General features: G+C 72.3%; 13 protein-coding genes. All 13 read left to right on the plus strand.

Going from position 1 to position 14,487, the window contains the following annotated elements:
- Positions 1-103 precede the first annotated feature (103 nt).
- On the plus strand, positions 104-1,603 hold the full coding sequence (locus Sru01_RS28975) for an alkaline phosphatase D family protein (protein ID WP_239137824.1): 1,500 nt from the start codon (positions 104-106) through the stop codon (positions 1,601-1,603).
- Between the two features lie 156 nt (positions 1,604-1,759).
- Entirely contained in the window at positions 1,760-2,350 is a 591-nt protein-coding gene (gene pdxT / locus Sru01_RS28980) for a pyridoxal 5'-phosphate synthase glutaminase subunit PdxT (protein ID WP_203992146.1), read from the plus strand.
- 3 nt (positions 2,351-2,353) lie between these two features.
- A complete protein-coding gene (locus Sru01_RS28985; RefSeq protein WP_203992150.1) occupies positions 2,354-3,103 on the plus strand; it encodes a YebC/PmpR family DNA-binding transcriptional regulator in 750 nt (249 codons plus the stop codon).
- A gap of 141 nt (positions 3,104-3,244) precedes the next feature.
- On the plus strand, positions 3,245-4,573 hold the full coding sequence (locus Sru01_RS28990; RefSeq protein ID WP_239137825.1) for a GNAT family N-acetyltransferase: 1,329 nt from the start codon (positions 3,245-3,247) through the stop codon (positions 4,571-4,573).
- Positions 4,574-4,730: 157 nt separating this feature from the next.
- Complete coding sequence (gene ruvC / locus Sru01_RS28995) at positions 4,731-5,360, plus strand: crossover junction endodeoxyribonuclease RuvC (protein WP_203992260.1); 630 nt, start codon at positions 4,731-4,733, stop codon at positions 5,358-5,360.
- Positions 5,357-5,986: a Holliday junction branch migration protein RuvA gene (ruvA, locus tag Sru01_RS29000; protein WP_203992153.1), complete on the plus strand. Its 630-nt coding sequence runs from the start codon at positions 5,357-5,359 to the stop codon at positions 5,984-5,986. Before ruvC ends, ruvA begins: the two co-directional genes overlap by 4 nt.
- Positions 5,983-7,041 carry a Holliday junction branch migration DNA helicase RuvB gene (gene ruvB / locus Sru01_RS29005; protein ID WP_203992156.1) on the plus strand — a complete coding sequence of 353 codons (1,059 nt, stop codon included), beginning with the start codon at positions 5,983-5,985 and terminating at the stop codon, positions 7,039-7,041. The genes ruvA and ruvB overlap by 4 nt, the downstream gene beginning before the upstream one ends.
- A 350-nt stretch (positions 7,042-7,391) precedes the next feature.
- Positions 7,392-7,775 (plus strand): preprotein translocase subunit YajC, encoded by a 384-nt coding sequence (yajC, locus tag Sru01_RS29010; protein ID WP_203992159.1) that lies wholly within the window; start codon positions 7,392-7,394, stop codon positions 7,773-7,775.
- An 84-nt stretch (positions 7,776-7,859) separates the two neighbouring features.
- Positions 7,860-9,584, plus strand: coding sequence for a protein translocase subunit SecD (gene secD, locus Sru01_RS29015; protein ID WP_307812092.1), 1,725 nt, complete (start codon positions 7,860-7,862; stop codon positions 9,582-9,584).
- Positions 9,584-10,663: a protein translocase subunit SecF gene (gene secF / locus Sru01_RS29020; RefSeq protein ID WP_203992162.1), complete on the plus strand. Its 1,080-nt coding sequence runs from the start codon at positions 9,584-9,586 to the stop codon at positions 10,661-10,663. The genes secD and secF overlap by 1 nt, the downstream gene beginning before the upstream one ends.
- A gap of 88 nt (positions 10,664-10,751) precedes the next feature.
- Positions 10,752-11,279 carry an adenine phosphoribosyltransferase gene (locus Sru01_RS29025; RefSeq protein ID WP_275412224.1) on the plus strand — a complete coding sequence of 176 codons (528 nt, stop codon included), beginning with the start codon at positions 10,752-10,754 and terminating at the stop codon, positions 11,277-11,279.
- Positions 11,280-11,516: 237 nt separating this feature from the next.
- Entirely contained in the window at positions 11,517-13,703 is a 2,187-nt protein-coding gene (locus Sru01_RS29030) for a RelA/SpoT family protein (RefSeq protein ID WP_203992164.1), read from the plus strand.
- An 84-nt stretch (positions 13,704-13,787) separates the two neighbouring features.
- Complete coding sequence (locus Sru01_RS29035; protein WP_203992168.1) at positions 13,788-14,480, plus strand: acyl-CoA-like ligand-binding transcription factor; 693 nt, start codon at positions 13,788-13,790, stop codon at positions 14,478-14,480.
- Positions 14,481-14,487: the final 7 nt, after the last annotated feature.

Below are 14,487 nucleotides of genomic sequence, written 5' to 3' on the forward strand. Positions count from 1 at the left end.
GGGCTCCCGTCGCCGGGAGTCCGAGGTGATCGTCCGGAAATATCCCCTGTGACCTGGGTGTGGCTATACCGGGGGTTTGCTGGGGATAGTTGATGATCGTGATGTGATCGACAGGCGATCGTTCCTGGTGATGGGGTTGGCGACCACGGTGCCGACCCCTCGCGTGGCCTACGCGGACCCGTTCACCCTGGGCGTCGCCAGTGGTGATCCGCTGCCGGACGGCTTCGTGCTGTGGACCCGGCTGGCGCCCGCCCCGCTGGCCGAGGACGGCCGCGGCGGCATGCCGCCGGTCCCGGTGCCGGTGCACTGGGAGGTGGCCGCCGACCCCGCCTGCGCGAGCGTGGTCCAGCGCGGCACCATGGACGCGCTGCCCGGCTGGGCGCACAGCGTGCACGTCGAGATCACCGGCCTGCCGTCCGGGCGGGAGTACTGGTACCGCTTCCGGGCCGGGCCGTACATCTCGCCGATCGGCCGGGCGCTCACCGCGCCCGCCCCGGGCACGCTGACCCGCACGCTGCGCCTCGCGGTCACCTCGTGCGCCAACTACCAGCACGGATACTTCACCGCCTATGCCCGGGTGGCCGAGGAACGCCCCGATCTGGTGCTGCACCTCGGCGACTACATCTACGAGTACGGCAAGGGCGAGATGCAGTGCCCGGGCGGCAACGTGCGCGACCACGAGGGGCCCGCCGCCCGGACGCTCGGCGACTACCGCCGCCGTCACGCCCTCTACAAGATGGACGCCGACCTGCGTGCCGCGCACGCCGCCGCGCCGTGGGTGCCGATCATGGACGACCACGAGGTGCGCAACAACTGGACCGCCCGCACCCGCACCGCGCGCCGCACGGCCGCCTTCAAGGCCTACTACGAGCACATGCCGCTGCGCGCCATCAGCGTGCCGTCCGGCGCGGCGATCCGGCTGTACCGGCGGCTGCGCTGGGGTTCGCTGGCCACCTTGCACATGCTCGACACCCGGCAGTACCGCGACCGGGTGATGTGCGGCTCGGGGTTCCGGGACTGCCCGCAGTCCGACGACCCGGGCCGCTCCATCACCGGCGCCGAGCAGGAGCGCTGGCTGCTGCAGGGCTTCCGCGAGTCCCGCGCGGTGTGGGACATCATCGGCCAGCAGGTCTTCTTCGGCCGGCGCGCCAAGGATCCCGAGGAGGACCGGGTGGTGCGCCAGGACGCCTGGGACGGGTACACCGGCTCGCGTACCCGGGTCACCCGCGGCTGGGTGGAGGCCAAGGTGCGCAACGCCGTCGTGCTGACCGGCGACGTGCACTCGCACTGGGCGGGCGACCTCGCGCTGGACTACGACGATCCGCGCTCGCCGGTGGTCGGCACCGAGTTCGCGGTCACCTCGATCACGAGCGGCGGCGACGGGCACGACCACGACCGGGCCCGGGAGGCGCTGCTGGCCCGCAACCCGCACCTGAAGTTCCACCTGCGGCGGCGCGGCTACATCCTGGTGCGCGTCGAGCCCGGCGCGCTGACCGCCGACTTCAAGGCGCTGCGCCACGTGCGCCGGCCGGGCGCCGCGGCGCGCACCGCCGCGTCGTTCATGGTCACCGAGGGCCGGCCGGGCCTGTTCCGCCAGACCTGACCCGTGGCACGCCGGGATGGGGGGCGCGGTTTGGGGTGTTGTTCCGGTTGCCAATACGCTTTTCCGGGAAGCCGGGCCAGGCGGGCCGCCGTGGCGGCCCCGGCCGGTCTCCGGGCCGCTCGCGGGCTCCCGGGCGACGAGTGAGAGGAACCGCAGGTGACCACTGCGCCGACGATCGGGGTGCTCGCCCTGCAGGGCGACGTGCGCGAGCACGTCCGCGCGCTGCGGGAGTCGGGGGCCCGGCCGGTCGCCGTCCGCCGCCCGGCCGAGCTGGAGGCGGTGGACGCCCTGGTGATCCCCGGCGGCGAGTCCACCACCATGTGGAAGCTCGCCGACGCCTTCGATCTGCTCGAACCGCTGCGGCTGCGCGTCAAGTCGGGCATGCCCGCCTACGGGTCCTGCGCCGGCATGATCATGTTGGCCGATCGGATCGAGGGCGGCACCGACGACCAGCAGACGCTCGGCGGCATCGACATGGTGGTGCGCCGCAACGCCTTCGGCCGCCAGGTCGATTCGTTCGAGTCGACGCTGGACTTCGCCGGCCGCGGCGCCATGCGCGCCGTGTTCATCCGCGCGCCGTGGGTGGAGTCGGTCGGCTCCGGCGTCGAGGTGCTGGGACTGGCCGAGCCGGGGGATAGGATCGTCGCGGTCCGGCAGGGCCCGTTGCTCGCGACGTCCTTCCATCCCGAGCTGACCGGGGACACGCGGGTCCATTCCTATTTCGTCGAGATGGTGAGGGAGCACTAGCCGATGTCCGGCCACTCCAAATGGGCGACGACCAAGCACAAGAAGGCCGTGGTCGACGCCAAGCGCGGCAAGCTCTTCGCCAAGCTCATCAAGAACATCGAGGTGGCGGCCCGCACCGGCGGCCCCGACCCCGACGGTAATCCCACCCTGTTCGACGCCATCCAGAAGGCGCGCAAGAACTCGGTGCCTATCGACAACATCGAGCGGGCCCGCAAGCGCGGCGGCGGCCTGGAGGCCGGTGGCGCCGAGTGGCAGACCATCATGTACGAGGGTTACGCGCCCGGCGGCGTGGCGGTGCTGGTCGAGTGCCTCACCGACAACCGCAACCGCGCGGCCTCGGAGGTCCGGGTCGCGATGACCCGTAACGGCGGCTCGATGGCCGACCCCGGCTCGGTGGCCTACATGTTCAACCGCAAGGGCGTCGTCCTGGTCCCCAAGGGCGAGCTCGGCGAGGACGACGTGCTGACCGCGGTGCTGGACGCCGGCGCCGAGGAGGTCAACGACCTCGGCGAGTCCTTCGAGGTGGTCTCCGAGGCCGGCGACCTGGTGCCGGTCCGCAAGGCGCTGCAGGAGGCCGGCATCGACTACGACTCCGCCGAGAGCGGCTTCCTGCCCACGATGAGCGTCCCGCTGGACGAGGATTCGGCCCGCAAGGTCTTCCGGCTCATCGAGGCCCTGGAGGACAGCGACGACGTGCAGAACGTGTACGCCAACTTCGACGTCTCCGACGAGGTCCTCGCCAAGCTCGACTGAGGGTGCGGATGCGGGTGAACGCCTTCCGGGGGCCGGTCGGCCACGGGTCCTGACCCGGATCCGCCGGCGCGGCCCGCGGGAGGCGGGCGGGCCGGGAAACCGGTCGACCCGCGGGAGCCGCGCCCCGTAGGTTGTACGGTCGTGGAGATCCGTGACATCACCGACGGCGACCTTCCCGCCGTGCTGGACGAGCGGCGGCGGGCCTACGGCCCGGTCGACGCCGCCGAGGCCGAGCGCTGGAAGGCCAACGTGCGGCCGTACCTGGGACAGCGGCGCTACCTGGGCGTCTTCGACGGCGACCGGCTGATGGGCACCGCCCGCCTGTGGGACTTCCGGCAGTGGTGGCACGGCCGGGCCCTGTCGCTCGGCGGGGTGGCCAGCGTCGCCGTCTCGCCCGAGGAGCGCGGGCGCGGCGTCGGCCGCTTCCTGATGCGCGGCGTGCTCGACCGCTGCGCCGAGCTCGGCCACCTCGCCTCGGCGCTGTATCCGATGACCACCCCGCTGTACCGGGGCCTCGGCTGGGAGCACGCAGGTGCCCGGTACCGCGTCACGCTGCCCACCGAGGCGCTGCGCCCGCTCGCCGCGCGCGACGCGCGGGCCGGCCTGCGGCGGATCGGCGCCGCCGACGCCGCCGAGGTGATCGCCACCCTGGACCGCGTGCACGCCGCCACCCGCGCCACCGGGCCGATCGCCTGGGACGAGAACATCACCCGGATGTGGCTGGGCGGCGAGAACACCTTCGCCTACCTCGCCGAGGACGGCTTCGTCGTCTACCGGTGGCAGGAGGGCGGCATCGAGATCGACAACCTGGTGGCCGGGTCGGCGGCGACCGCCCGCGCGCTGTGGGCCCTGGTCGGCGGCGCCTCATCGGCCGCGCCGAAGGTCACCGCGTCCGTCGAGCCGGACGACCCGATGCTGTGGCTGGTACGCGAGCGCGACAAGGACACGGTGGCGCAGACCCGCTGGATGTTCCGCCTGGTCGATCTGCCCGCCGCCGTCGCCGCGCGCGGCTATCCCGCCGGGGTCCGGGTGGACACTGTCGTCGAGGTGGACGACCCGCAGCGGCCCGCCAACTCCGGCGCCTGGCGGCTGACCGTGTCCGGCGGCCAGGGCGGCGCCACTCCGGCCGGCGCCGCGTCGCTGGCCTCGACCGCGGCGGCGATCGCCTCCACCGCGGCCGTCTCGGCCTCCTCGGCCGTCTCCATCGCGGCGTCCGCCGCGCCGGACGCCGCCCCGGACGCCGCCCCGGGAGGCGGACCGGGAGGCGGACCGGACGCCGGCCGGGACGGACGGGCGGCCGCGCCGGGCGAGGTGCCGCGGCTGACCATCGGCGGCTTCTCCGCGCTGTTCGCCGGGGTGCGGCCGCAGACGCTGCGCCGCGCCGGGCTGCTGGCCGGCGGCACCCCGGACTCCGACGAGCTCCTCGGCGCCGCCTTCGCCGCCAAGCCTTACATGCTGGACTACTTCTAGCCGCCGCCCCAGTAGTCCTGACATTCCTGTCATCTCGGTCGATTTCGCCGGCGGCACCGGGCGTGTCGGCATCCCGCGCCGCCCGCCCCGGGAGTAGAGTTCGGCACCGAACTGGTGTTCGGCGATCTCGGGAGGCGGGCCGGTGCGGCTACCGCGGCTGCGGGTGATGGGGGTCGACCCGGGGCTGACCCGGTGCGGCCTGGGCGCGGTCGAGGGCCGGGCCGGTGCCCCGCTCACGCTGGTCAAGGTGGGGGTCGCCCGCACCCCGGCGGGGGACGACATCGGTGACCGGCTGGTCGCCATCGAGCGCGAGATCGAGCGGTGGCTGGACGAGGTGCGCCCGGACGCCGTCGCCGTCGAGCGCGTGTTCAGCCAGAGCAACCTGCGCACCGTCATGGGCACCGCCCAGGCCTCCGCCGTCGCCATCGTCTGCGCCGCCCGGCGCGGCCTGCCGGTCGCCCTGCACACCCCCTCGGAGGTCAAGGCCGCGATCACCGGGTACGGCAACGCAGACAAGGCGCAGGTGGGCGCCATGGTGACCCGGCTGCTCCGGCTGGACGCGATGCCGAAGCCCGCCGATGCCGCCGACGCCCTGGCCCTGGCCATCTGCCACATCTGGCGGGGTGCCGCGACCAACCGCCTGGTCCAGGCCGCCGCCGACAGCCGCCTGGCCCGGGCCGCCGGCCGCGGACCGGGCGGCGGTTCGAAGATGCCGGGCCGCTCGGCGATACTGGGCGGCGGGCCGGCGGCCGGCCCCGGCGAGACCCCGAAGGGAGCGGCCAGGTGATCGCATCGGTCCGCGGGCGGGTCGCCGCGCTGGCGCCCGACTCCGCGGTGCTCGAGGTGGGCGGCGTCGGCGTCCTGGTGCACTGCACGCCCGGCACGCTGGCCACGCTCCGCGCCGGCGAGGAGGCCCGGCTCGCCACCTCGCTGGTCGTCCGGGAGGAGTCGCTGACGCTCTTCGGCTTCGGCTCCGACGACGAGCGCACGATCTTCGAGATGGTGCAGACCGCCTCCGGCGTGGGCCCGCGCCTGGCCCTGGCCATGCTCGCCGTGCACGCGCCGGACGCGCTGCGGGTCGCGGTGGCCGCCGCCGACGTCAAGGCGCTCACCATGGTGCCCGGCATCGGGCAGAAGGGCGCCCAGCGCATCATCCTGGAGCTGAAGGACAAGCTCGGCGCGCCCGGCGCCCCGATGCCGGCCGTGGCGGGCGGCCCGGCGGTGCCCGCGTGGCGCGACCAGGTGCACTCCGGCCTGGTCGGCCTGGGCTACTCGGCCCGGGACGCCGACGAGGCCGTCGCCGCGGTGAGCCCCGAGGCCGACGCCGAGCTGGCCGCCGGGCGCGTCCCGGCGGTGGCCGCGCTGCTGAAGTCGGCGCTGCGGGCCCTGAGCGTGCGGCAGGGGGGCCGATGAGCCTGGACCGGGAGCTGGTCTCGCCGGACCCCGAAGGCGACGAGCAGGCGATCGAGTCGGCGCTGCGCCCCAAGCGGCTCGGCGAGTTCATCGGCCAGTCCCGGGTGCGCGAGCAGCTGTCGCTGGTGCTGGAGAGCGCCGTGCGCCGCGGCCGGCCGCCGGACCACGTGCTGATGAGCGGCTCGCCCGGCCTCGGCAAGACCACCCTCGCCATGATCATCGCCGCCGAGCTGGGCATGCCGCTGCGGCTCACCTCCGGGCCGGCCCTGGAGCGGGCCGGCGACCTGGCGGCCATCCTGTCCACCCTCGCCGAGGGCGAGGTGCTGTTCATCGACGAGATCCACCGGATGTCCCGCTCGGCGGAGGAGATGCTCTACCTGGCGATGGAGGACTTCCGGGTCGACATCGTGGTCGGCAAGGGCCCCGGGGCCACCGCGATCCCGCTGGAGATCGCCCCGTTCACCCTGGTCGGCGCCACCACCCGGGCCGGCCTGCTGCCCGCGCCGCTGCGCGACCGCTTCGGCTTCGTCGCCCACATGGACTTCTACGACGTCGCCGAGCTGGAGCAGGTGCTGCGCCGCTCGGCGCGGCTGCTGTCGCTGGAGCTGCCCGACGACGGAGGGCACGAGATCGCCCGGCGCTCGCGCGGCACGCCCCGCATCGCCAACCGCCTGCTGCGCCGGGTCCGCGACTTCGCCGAGGTGCGCACCGAGGGCGTCATCACCAGGGAGGTCGCCGCCGCCGCGCTCAACCTTTACGAGGTGGACGCCGAAGGGCTGGACCGGCTGGACCGCGCGGTGCTCGGCGCGCTGCTGCGCAAGTTCGGCGGCGGCCCGGTGGGGCTGTCCACGCTGGCGGTGGCGGTGGGGGAGGAGCCGGAGACCGTCGAGGTGGTGGCCGAGCCGTTCCTGGTCCGCCAGGGCCTGCTGGCCCGCACTCCGCGCGGCCGGGTGGCCACCGCCTCGGCCTGGACGCACCTGGGCCTGGTCCCGCCGCCGGACGCGGTCGGCGCCGCCGCCCAGCCGGTGCTGTTCGACGATCCGGCGGCGTCCTGACCGGCGTCCTGACAAAGATCGCCGCGACCGGCCGGCGGGCGGCGCGCCCGGGTGGGCGGCGCACCCGCTCCGACCTGCCCGGACCACCCGGCGGGCCTGGTGGGTGCTGAAAGTTTCATGTCCGGCGCATCGGGCGGTCACAGATCGATGACGACGGGAACTTTCCCGCTCGCCCGAGCGTGGGTTCGTTGCCGGGCATTGACAAGCTCGCCTAAACTCCGTGGCTTGGCCGGCCGTATACGCTGAATACGCTGAACACGTTGAGGTGATTCGGTGATCCGGTGTGGCCGCCCACCGCCGCCAGACCGCCGGCGCCAGGCCGGTCAGTTCGTTTACCGGAAGGAAGCCCCGTGCAGGGCCTTGGATCGTTCGTGCCGCTGATCTTGCTGATCGTGGTGTTCTATTTCCTGCTCATCCGCCCGCAGCGCAAGCGGCAGCAGGAGCAGTTGCAGATGCAGAACAGCCTGACGCCGGGCAGCCGGGTGATGACCACCACCGGCCTGTTCGGCACCGTCTCCGCCCTCGAGGACGACGACGTGGTCCTGGAGATCGCGCCGGGCGTGCAGACCCGGTGGACCAAGGGCGCCATCGGCCGGGTCGTCACGCCGGTCGAGCCGGCCGCCGTACCGGTGGACAATGAGGAGGACGGCGTACGGGACACCGTCGCCGACGAGACGGTGATCGACACCCCGGAGCGCCGGGGCGACGAGGGTCCGGCCGGCAAGCAGATCTGAAGCAGGATCCCGCAAACCACCCCTTGACGAAAGAACTGACCACCAGTGGCCCCATCGACCAGTACCCAAAGCAGGCCGGGACGCGTGCTCCTGGCCCTGCTGGTGCTCATCCTCGCCATGGGCGGGACGATGCTCCTGCAGAAGGCGTTCCTGCCCAAGTTCGGGCTCGACCTCGCCGGCGGCACCACCTTGACGCTGTCCCCGCAGACCGCCGGCGGCAAGGTGCCCTCGCAGGAGAGTCTCGACCAGGCGGTGAACATCATCCGCCAGCGGGTGAACGGCACCGGCATCTCCGACGCGGAGGTCGCCAAGTCGGGTGACAACATCGTCATCGCGATTCCCGGGGCCGGTGCGCAGCAGGTCAGCGACCTCGTCGGCACCACCGCCGAGCTGCGGTTCCGGCAGGTGCTCGCGGTGGCCCCGGTCGTCCCGGCGGCGCCGAGCGCGCTGCCGACGTCGCCGGCCACCCCGGCGCCGTCCGGCAGCGCGCCGCCGTCCGGCAAGGCGACGCCCAAGCCCGGCTCCACCGCCGAGCCGGCGCCGAGCGGCACCCCGGCCGGCCGCGCGCTGTCCTCGGCGCTGACCGCGCCGACCCCGGCGCCGTCCGCGTCCGCCTCGCCGGAGAAGTCCGGCAAGAGCGACGGCAAGGCCACCCCGGCGCCGACCGGGTCGGCGCCGCCGTCGGCCGCGCCGGACGACCCGATGGCCGGCGTCGACCTGACCGGGGTGGACCCGGCGGTCGCCGAGCAGTTCAAGAAGCTCGCCTGCACCAAGAAGGACGCCGGCCGCGGCGTGCAGGACGACCCGAACAAGCAGCTGGCGGCGTGCAGCGACGACAACACCGCCAAGTACGTGCTGGACAAGGCGGCGGTGAAGGGCACCGAGGTGGGCGGCGCGAGCGCCGGCGTCGACTCCACCACCGGCGAGTGGATCGTCCAGGTCAACTTCAAGAGCCAGGGCGCCAGCCAGTTCGCCAAGATCACCGGTCAGATCACCAGCGCGCCGCAGCCGCGTAACCAGCTCGCCATGGTGCTGGACGGCGTGGTCATCTCCGCGCCGGTCATCGAGGAGCCGATTCCTGGCGGCCAGGCCCGCATCTCCGGCAGCTTCACCCAGCCGACCGCCACCGCGCTGGCCGACCAGCTCAAGTACGGCGCGCTGCCGCTGAAGTTCATTCAGAGCTCGGCCGAGGAGGTGTCCTCGATCCTGGGCGCCGACCAGCTGCGCGGCGGCCTGCTCGCCGGCGGCATCGGGCTGATCCTGGTGGTCATCTACTCGCTGCTGTACTACCGGGGCCTCGGCCTGGTGGCGGTGGCCAGCCTGCTGGTGGCGACGATCCTGACCTACCAGGCGGTGGCGCTGCTCGGCCACAACGCCAACTTCCGGCTGTCGCTGGCGCACATCATCGGCCTGGTGGTGTCGATCGGCATCACCGCCGACTCCTTCATCGTCTACTTCGAGCGCATGCGCGACGAGATGAAGGAGGGCCGGCGGTCACTGCGGGTGGCGGTCGAGGTGGCCTGGGTCCGGGCCCGGCGCACCATCCTGATCGCCGACGCGGTCATGTTCATCGCGGCCGTCGTGCTGTACTTCCTGGCCGTCGGCGGTGTCGCCGGCTTCGCGTTCGCGATGGGCCTCACCACGCTGATCGACATCGTGGTGGTGTTCCTGTTCACCAAGCCGTTCGTCGCGCTGCTCGCCAAGCTGCCGTTCTTCGCCAAGGGGCACCCGCTGTCCGGCCTGGACGCCGAGCGGATGGGCCGCGAGGCGCCCGTCGTCCGTACCACGACCGTTCCGCAGGAGGGCTGATGTCGGCCATCGGGGCGCTTGGGCGCCGCCTCTACCGCGGCGAGGTCAACGTCGACTTCGTCGGCCGCTACCGGCTGTGGTACTCCCTGTCGGCGGCGCTGCTGCTGATCTCGATCGTCGGCCTGGTCGTGCAGGGGCTCAACCTCGGCATCGAGTTCAAGGGCGGCTCGGTCTTCACCTTTGCCAAACCCGCCTCCTCCACCATCGAGCAGGTCCGCAGCACCGTCGAGGAGGCCGGCGCGCACCAGGTGATCGTCCAGGAGGCCGGCTCCAACTGGCGGGTCACCACGCAGAGCCTGGACGTGCCCGGCGCCACCAAGGTGCAGAACGCCCTGTCCGGCCGGTTCGGCGTGCCGGGCGACAAGGTCAGCAAGCAGATCATCGGCCCGTCCTGGGGCGGTGAGGTGCTGCGCAAGGCCGTCATCGGCCTGATCGTGTTCATGATCGCGATCATCCTGTACCTGACGATGGCCTTCGAGTGGAAGATGGCGCTGGCCGCGGTGGTCGCGCTCATTCACGACCTGGTCATCACCGCGGGCATCTACGCCTGGTCGGGCTTCGAGGTCACCCCGGCGACGATGCTGGGCTTCCTGACGATCCTCGGATACTCGCTGTACGACGCGGTCGTGGTGTTCGACATGATCAAGGAGGTCACCGCCAAGCTCGGCACGACCGCCAAGATGACCTACACCGAGGCCGCCAACAACGCGCTGAACCACACGCTGATCCGCTCGCTGAACACCACCCTGGTGGCGATCCTGCCGGTCGCCGCCATCCTGTTCATCGGCACCACGCTGTTCGGCGCCGGCACGCTGAAGGACCTCGCGCTGGCGCTGTTCGTCGGCATGCTGGTGGGCACCTACTCCTCGCTGTGCGTGGCGACCCCGCTGCTGGTGCGCCTGAAGGAGCGGGAGCCGAAGTACCTGGCGCTCGCCCGCCGGGTGGCGTCCTCCCGCGGCGGTTCGGTGCAGGACGCGCCGGCCTCGTCCGGCAAGGCCCGGCAGCCGGCCGCCGCGTCCTCGCCGGCCGGCGGCACGCCGGCCGGCCAGTCCGCCACGGCCAAGCGCAAGAAGCGATAGTCCACCAGAGCCGGCCGCGGCGCCTCCGTGATCTCCGCTCGAGACCACGGGGGCGCCGCGTGCTGCCGCCGGAAGGAAAGCGACCCCCGTGACCCCGCCCGACGATCTCACCGGCACCATCCTGGGCCGGATCCGTGACGTGCCCGACTATCCCAGCCCCGGGGTGATGTTCAAGGACATCACGCCGCTGCTCGGCGACCACGCCGCCTTCTCGGCGGTCATCGACGCCCTGGTGCCCGGCACCCGGGTGGACAAGGTGGTCGGCATCGAGGCGCGCGGCTTCATCCTGGCCGCCCCGGTCGCCTACCACGCGGGCGCCGGGTTCGTCCCGGTTCGTAAAAAGGGCAAACTCCCTGCCGAGGCGCTGGAAGCGTCCTACGATCTGGAGTACGGCTCCGCCGTCATCGAGGTGCACCGCGACGCGTTCGCTCCGGGCGACCGGGTGCTCATCGTGGACGACGTGCTCGCCACCGGCGGCACGGCGCGGGCGGCGGTGGAGCTGGTCGGCCGGGCCGGCGCCGAGGTGGTGGGCGTGTCCGTGCTGATGGAGCTCGCCTTCCTCAACGGCCGGGACCGGCTGGGCGGCGTCGACCTGCGCGCTCTGGTCGTGGTCTGACCGGCTCCCCGCGAGGACGGTGTCTCCAGCGTGGATACACTGGAGAATCTGGACTCGAGACGAGGAGTCTGAGTGCCCCGTGATGTGGCCCCGCCCGAGATGACCGAGACCCCTGAGCCGGTTTCCGCTCGAGCGGACGATACGGGTTCCGCCACGTCCGCAGGCACAGACGAAAGACCGGCGCCTGCCGTTGTACGCCGCAGGCTTTCCCGGTTCGGGGGGCAATGGGGTGGTGCGATGAACCCGGTTCTCGAGCCGTTGTTCAAGACGGTCCGGGCGACCCATCCCAAGGCCGACCTGCGGCTCATCGAGCGCGCCTACGACGTGGCGGCCTACCACCACCGCGATCAGAAGCGCAAGAGCGGCGACCCCTACATCACCCACCCCCTGGCCGTCGCGACCATCCTCGCCGAGCTCGGCACCGATGACGAGACGCTGTGCGCGGCGCTGCTGCACGACACCGTGGAGGACACCGCCTACGGCCTGGACGAGCTGAGCGCCGACTTCGGGGAGCACATCGCCCTGCTGGTCGACGGCGTCACCAAGCTCGACAAGGTCAAGTTCGGCGACGCGGCGCAGGCCGAGACGGTGCGCAAGATGGTCGTGGCGATGTCCCGCGACATCCGGGTGCTGGTCATCAAGCTGGCCGACCGGCTGCACAACATGCGCACCCTGCGCTACCTGCCGCGGCACAAGCAGGAGCAGAAGGCCCGCGAGACGCTGGAGATCTTCGCGCCGCTGGCCCACCGGCTCGGGATGAACACCATCAAGTGGGAGCTGGAGGACCTGGCCTTCGGCATGCTCTACCCCAAGCGCTACGACGAGATCGCGCGCATGGTGTCGGAGCGGGCCCCGCGCCGCGACCTGTTCCTGCAGGAGGTGATCGAGAAGGTCTCCGCCGACCTGCGCGAGTCGAAGATCCGGGCCACGGTCAAGGGCCGGCCCAAGCACTACTACTCGATCTACCAGAAGATGATCGCGCGCGAGGTGGCGTTCGACGACATCTACGACCTGGTGGGCATCCGGGTACTGGTCGACACGGTACGCGATTGTTACGCCGCGCTAGGAACGATCCACGCACGGTGGAATCCGGTGCCTGGGCGGTTCAAGGACTACATCGCGATGCCCAAGTTCAACATGTACCAGTCGCTGCACACGACGGTCATCGGGCCGGAGGGCAAGCCGGTCGAGCTGCAGATCCGCACCCGGGCGATGCACCACCGCGCCGAGTACGGCGTGGCCGCGCACTGGAAGTACAAGGAGGAGGTCGTCGTCTCCGGCCCGGCCGCGGCGCGGATGAAGTCCGCCGGCGACATGGCCTGGCTGCGGCAGCTGCTCGACTGGCAGAAGGAGACCTCCGACCCGGGGGAGTTCCTGGAGTCGCTGCGCTTCGACCTGTCGGTGTCGGAGGTGTTCGTCTTCACCCCGCGCGGCCAGGTGATCGCGCTGCCCGAAGGCGCCACGCCGGTCGACTTCGCCTACGCGGTGCACACCGAGGTCGGTCACCGGTGCATCGGCGCCCGGGTCAACGGCCGGCTGGTGCCGCTGGAGTCCCGGCTGACCAACGGCGACACCGTGGAGATCTTCACTTCCAAGTCGCCGGACGCCGGGCCGTCGCGCGACTGGCTGAAGTTCGTCAAGAGCGGCCGGGCCCGCAACAAGATCCGCCAGTGGTTCTCCAAGGAGCGCCGGGAGACGGCGATCGAGGCGGGCAAGGAGGCCATCGGGCGCGCCATGCGCAAGCAGGGCCTGCCGTTGCAGCGCCTGATGTCCGGAGAGACCCTCCTGGCGCTCGCCAGGGACCTTCGGTACCCCGATGTCTCGGCGCTGTACGCGGCGGTCGGAGAGGGCCACACGGGCGCGCAGTCGGTGGTGGAGAAGCTCGTGCAGTCGCTCGGCGGGGTGGACGCCGCCGAGGAGGACATCGCCGAGGTGGCGGTGCCGACCAGGCTGCGCGGCCGGCCGCGCACCGGCACCAACGCCGGCGTCATCGTGGCCGGCGACACCGACGTGTGGGTGCGGCTGTCGCGCTGCTGCACGCCGGTGCCCGGCGACGAGATCATCGGCTTCGTCACCCGAGGCCATGGCGTCTCGGTGCACCGCAGCACCTGCCCCAACGTCGAGCAGCTGCGCGCCGAGCCGGACCGGCTGGTCGAGGTGAGCTGGTCGCCCGCCGACGACTCGGTGTTCCTGGTGGCGATCCAGGTCGAGGCGCTGGACCGGCCCCGCCTGCTTTCGGACGTGACCCGCACGCTGTCGGACCAGCACGTGAACATCCTGTCGGCGTCGGTGGCCACCGCCCGCGACCGGACGGCGATCAGCAAGTTCACCTTCGAGATGGGCGATCCCAAGCACCTGGGCCACGTGCTGAAGGCGGTGCGCAACATCCAAGGCGTCTACGACGTCTACCGGATCACCAACTGATCCTGCCGGCCGGAAATTGCAGAGTCGGCAAGTTTTCGCGTCCCGCATCTTTGCGGATCGCGCAATATTCGGTACGGTAGTGGCATGGGGACAGGCGAGGACGGCCGGGGCGGCCTGCGCGAGCGCAAGAAACGCGAGACCCGCGTCGCGCTGAGCTGGGCGGCCATCCGGCTGACCGTCGAGCGAGGGTTCGACAACGTCCGGGTGGAGGACATCGCCGCCGCGGCCGGGGTGTCCCCGCGCACCTTCAACAACTATTTCGCGAGCAAGGCGGAGGCCATCGTCGCCCGCCACCTGGACCGGGCGACGGCCATCGCCGAGGAGCTGCGGGCCCGGCCGCGGTCCGAGCCGCTGTGGGAGGCGATCACCGCCGCGGTCGAGGCCCGGTTCGCCCTCGGCGCCACCGAGGGCGACACCGAGGGCAGTGGCCAGGACGAGCAGTGGCAGGCCGGTATCCGGCTGATGCTGTCGGAGCCCGCGCTGCAGCGCGAATACCACCAAGTGCACCTGGCGGCCGAGGAGGCGATGGTCGCCGCGGTCGCCGAGCGCACCGGCACCGACTCCGGACGTGATCTGTACCCGCGGCTGGTGGCGGCCACCGCGTCGGCGGCCACCGCGGCCGTGATGGGCCACTGGCTGCTCGCCGGGCGGCGGTTGCCGATCGGCCCGCTGCTGCGTGACGCCCTGCGGCAGGTCGCCGCCGGGCTGCCCGAGCCCGGTCCCGGCCCGGCGGCATCGCCGCCGCCGGCCGGGGAGCCGGAAGTGCCAGAAGTGTAGGAGACCT

The organism is Sphaerisporangium rufum, assembly GCF_016863395.1.
In the GTDB taxonomy this organism is placed as follows: domain Bacteria; phylum Actinomycetota; class Actinomycetes; order Streptosporangiales; family Streptosporangiaceae; genus Sphaerisporangium; species Sphaerisporangium rufum.